The following is a 3,688-nucleotide window of genomic DNA, read 5'->3' on the forward strand; positions in this document are numbered from 1 at the left end:
TGTAATTGCTGATTCAATAATTCAATCTGCATGCTAAGATTCTGAATCATTGCTTTTAACAACTCCTCTTGATTAGGATTTTTGGGTAATTCTTTTCTGAGGTTTTGATAATTTTGGTCCAAAACTGTCAGCTCGGTATCGAACTGGTGATAAAGTTCTGGGTCTTCTTTTTCTATTGTTTTTAATTCTTCACGCTTTGCTTCGACCAACGACGTAAACTGCGTCAGTTCTTTTGCATACGTCGGACTCAAAGCCATAATATCAGGATTCTGCGATGCAGGTTTGGCATAATTATAAACCAAGTAGCCCATCATCAAAAACATCACAAATCCAGCCACCATTCCTAAGGCAAATTTTGGTTTACTGCCAATCCAATGCTGCAAACTCACGAGTTTACCTGCTGGCTTGGCATGAACATTCTTTGCCTCTATCTTTTTCCATAAGTCAGCCGACGGCTCATAGTCGTCAAATGCCTCACGGTTATCTCTTACAAATCTTTCTAATTTATCCATAATAACACCCCTAACCCCTAAAGGGGAATTTAATGATGCCCCCGCCCCTGAAGGGGAGCTTTATTTTACTGTGACAAAGGCCCCCCTTTAGGGGCGGGGGGCTATTATTTCCAACAATCGCTTCTTTGCACGCATGTATTGCGTACGAGAAGTAGATTCGTTGATACCTAAAATCTTACCTATTTCTTCGTGGTCGTAGCCTTCAAACAAATACAATGATAATACTACTCTAAAACCTTCGGGTAGCTGTTCCATTCCTCGTTTGATGCGTTCAACCTCAAATTTGACGTCGTCTTCGTTTACTGAACTTTCCTGTACATCGGCGATGTCTTGCTCATCGCCGTCAAACTCTTCGATATCCACAAACTGCACCTTTCTGGCACGAATCTGATTGATGGCTTTATTGACAACAATCTGCTTCAACCAAATCCCAAATGTCGATTCCTGACGAAAATCTCCAATCTTGGCAAAAGCATCAATAAAAGCCTCTTGCAATACATCTTCGGCCTCGCCTACATGGTTGAGTATTCGCATACAGATACTAAACATAGCCTTTGAGTAATGCTTATACAGCTCATACTGTGCTTTACTCTCGCCACGCTTGCATCGCTCGACCAAGTCGAAGTGCTTGTTAATGAATATAGTGTTTGTCAGAAAAGTTTAGTGTTTTAAGTTACAATCAAATGACGCAACCAAAAATAAAATGTTGCACGAAACGTAAAACATTTTTGAAAATTGTTTCGAAAAAGTAAGAAATTTAAGTGTAGAATCAGGTTAAACACATTAAAGCTATGTAAAAATTACCCTGAAAGGGTATTAATACATTTAGGAAAGGGCAAAGCCCTTTTCTCAGTTTATCATTCTCTAAGTTCCTCTGCCCTGAAAGGGCGAAACAAGCTTCGGTAGCAATTCCTTCGCCCTTTCAGGGCAGAAGAACTTGAGATATATCTATCTGATAGGGCGATGCCCCATCTTAATTTATTGAAGCCCTTTCAGGGCAAAATATAGGAGAGATATATAAAAACTCAAAACAACACATAAATCGAAGCCAAACTAAGCCCCAAACCAAGTAGAAAGCCAGCACCAACCTGTGCGGGCGTATGAGCATTAAGAGCCAAACGTGCCGAGATAACGTAGCCAGCAAGAATAATCAAGAAGAGTAAAGGAAAGAAAAGGCTATGCTCACCAAACTGCACTAATATACCGGCCAAAGCCCCAATCATGCCACCCACGCCCGCCGCATGAGCCGAAATCTGCCACCAAAGGCTAATAATGCCCACACACAAAATAACAGCTGCGATACTCCACAAAATAAACCCACACGGAAAAAGCATCGAATTTTTTGAATAGAGAAAATATCCTAAAGCCGTGTAAATCAGAGCCGTAACAAAATATGGCAATCGGCGGTCTTTTAGATTTTCGAGTTTTAGGCTACTTATCATTCCCCAGCGTTTCAGCAAATAAACAAAGTAAGCGGGTAAAGCAAATGTGTAAATAAAAACAAAACCCACCACGGCCAACTTCATGAGTGTTTCGAGCGACTCCGCCCCCAAGGGTGTAGGAGCAATAAACAAAAGCAATAAAAATAAGATTGTAGGCATCAACAACGGATGCAGAGCTATCGAAAGAAAATTAGCGAGTCGAGTATTCAAATGAAAATCAGTTTTTTTGTTCAAAGTTATCAAAAGGAAGGCTTCGCTCAAAGTGAAGTCTCTCTTAAAAATTTTTGTATGCACGAACTAAAAATAAAAGCCCTTCGTTATTCTGATGCAAACAAAAATATTAAGCAGTTTCTTTGGATATTATTACTAAACGAAACATCTTTGCATCCTGTTTTAAGCAAATGCACATCAGACTCCCCATATCGCCAGTTCGACGATTCCGATATTTCAATATCAGGCAGTAATTGTTTTGCCCTCGTAGCAAAACCCCTTCTCATCAAAAGTTTTCTTTTTTTTCATTTAAAAACCATTTAGGATACAGCGTCTCCGTTTGAGGGAAAGCCCAATAAATGACGATGAATAACTCAGCAATCACATCCGAAGATTTATATATTGTTCAAGTAGCTAACGAAAGTCACCACTATTTGGCCGAAACTATTTGTAATGAAATGGCCGAAAGTGCCAAAGCTCGTGGCACAGGTATAGCCAAACGCTCTCCCGATTATTTGATAGAAAAAATGGATGAGGGAAAAGCCATCGTTGCTCTAACCAATACGGGCGAATGGGTAGGCTTCTGCTACATCGAAACTTGGGAGCACGGCAAGTTTGTGGCCAATTCGGGTCTTATTGTGCATCCAGAGCATCGTAAGAGTGGTATTGCTACACGCATCAAGCAAAAGGCATTTGAGCTTTCACGCAAGAAATATCCCGATGCAAAAATCATTGGTCTAACTACGAGTTTGGCCGTAATGAAAATCAACTCTGATTTGGGTTACGAACCAACTACGTTCAGCGAGCTACCTGCCGATGATGCTTTCTGGAAAGGCTGTTCAAGCTGCGTCAACTACGATGTGCTTACCCGCACCAATCGCAAGCACTGCTTATGTACGGGTATGTTGTTCGACCCCGTTGAGGCTAAAAAGAAAGAAGAAGCTGGAAATAAAAAAGAAGACGAGTGGGATTTCTTGACGGAATCGCCTTTGTATGAGCGTTGGATGAGATTTAAACAAAGAATCTTATTACGACGTGAGGAACGTCGAAAAAAAAAATTGGAGGAAGCCGAATTGATGGCGTGATTAATACCATCAAAGGTAGAATCGAATAAAAATATACGATTGTTTGAAATCAGCAAAACGTGCCATGCTTGAAAGTGTGGCACGTTTTATTTGTTTATAATCTTATCATTTAATCGTGCTATATTTGCACAAAAAACCACTTCATGGATTCAAAACCTCTACCTAAAGATTACCTAAAACTTCATTTCATTGTCATTATACTCGGTTTTACGGCCATTTTGGGTCGACTAACTGAGGTGTCTTCGCTGGGCGTAGTGTTTTATCGCACCCTACTGGCGGCATCTGGCATGTGGATTGTGGCCCAGTTTCAGAAAAAAAACCTAAAAGTCTCGTGGAAAGAAGCCCTACCTCTACTCGGAGTCGGAGCAATTATGTCGTTTCACTGGATATGTTTTTTTGGTTCGGCTCGTGCTTCCACGGTGGCCGTGAGTTTAGTTAC

Annotated in this window: 4 protein-coding genes and 1 pseudogene; 2 read left to right on the forward strand and 3 right to left on the reverse strand. The window is 40.8% G+C overall.

The features are described 5' to 3' along the window. The 3 genes from ACOVO2_RS03555 to ACOVO2_RS03565 form a co-directional block, all read right to left on the reverse strand. Window positions 1-512 (reverse strand): hypothetical protein (locus tag ACOVO2_RS03555; RefSeq protein WP_421768649.1); only part of this gene is annotated, 512 nt, incomplete at its 3' end. A gap of 87 nt (window positions 513-599) precedes the next feature. Then, window positions 600-1,166: an RNA polymerase sigma factor gene (locus tag ACOVO2_RS03560; protein ID WP_188766922.1), complete on the reverse strand. Its 567-nt coding sequence runs from the start codon at window positions 1,164-1,166 to the stop codon at window positions 600-602. Window positions 1,167-1,537: 371 nt separating this feature from the next. Then, window positions 1,538-2,215 (reverse strand): hypothetical protein, encoded by a 678-nt coding sequence (locus ACOVO2_RS03565; RefSeq protein ID WP_421768650.1) that lies wholly within the window; start codon window positions 2,213-2,215, stop codon window positions 1,538-1,540. Window positions 2,216-2,529: 314 nt separating this feature from the next. Here ACOVO2_RS03565 and ACOVO2_RS03570 point away from each other — a divergent pair, with 314 nt between their 5' ends. Both ACOVO2_RS03570 and ACOVO2_RS03575 read left to right on the forward strand, forming a co-directional pair. After that, window positions 2,530-3,249: a GNAT family N-acetyltransferase gene (locus ACOVO2_RS03570; RefSeq protein WP_421768651.1), complete on the forward strand. Its 720-nt coding sequence runs from the start codon at window positions 2,530-2,532 to the stop codon at window positions 3,247-3,249. 143 nt (window positions 3,250-3,392) lie between these two features. Next, window positions 3,393-3,688: pseudogene (locus ACOVO2_RS03575) on the forward strand (EamA family transporter); the annotation flags it as partial.

Source organism: Emticicia sp. (assembly GCF_049241225.1).
Taxonomy (GTDB): Bacteria; Bacteroidota; Bacteroidia; order Cytophagales; family Spirosomataceae; genus Emticicia.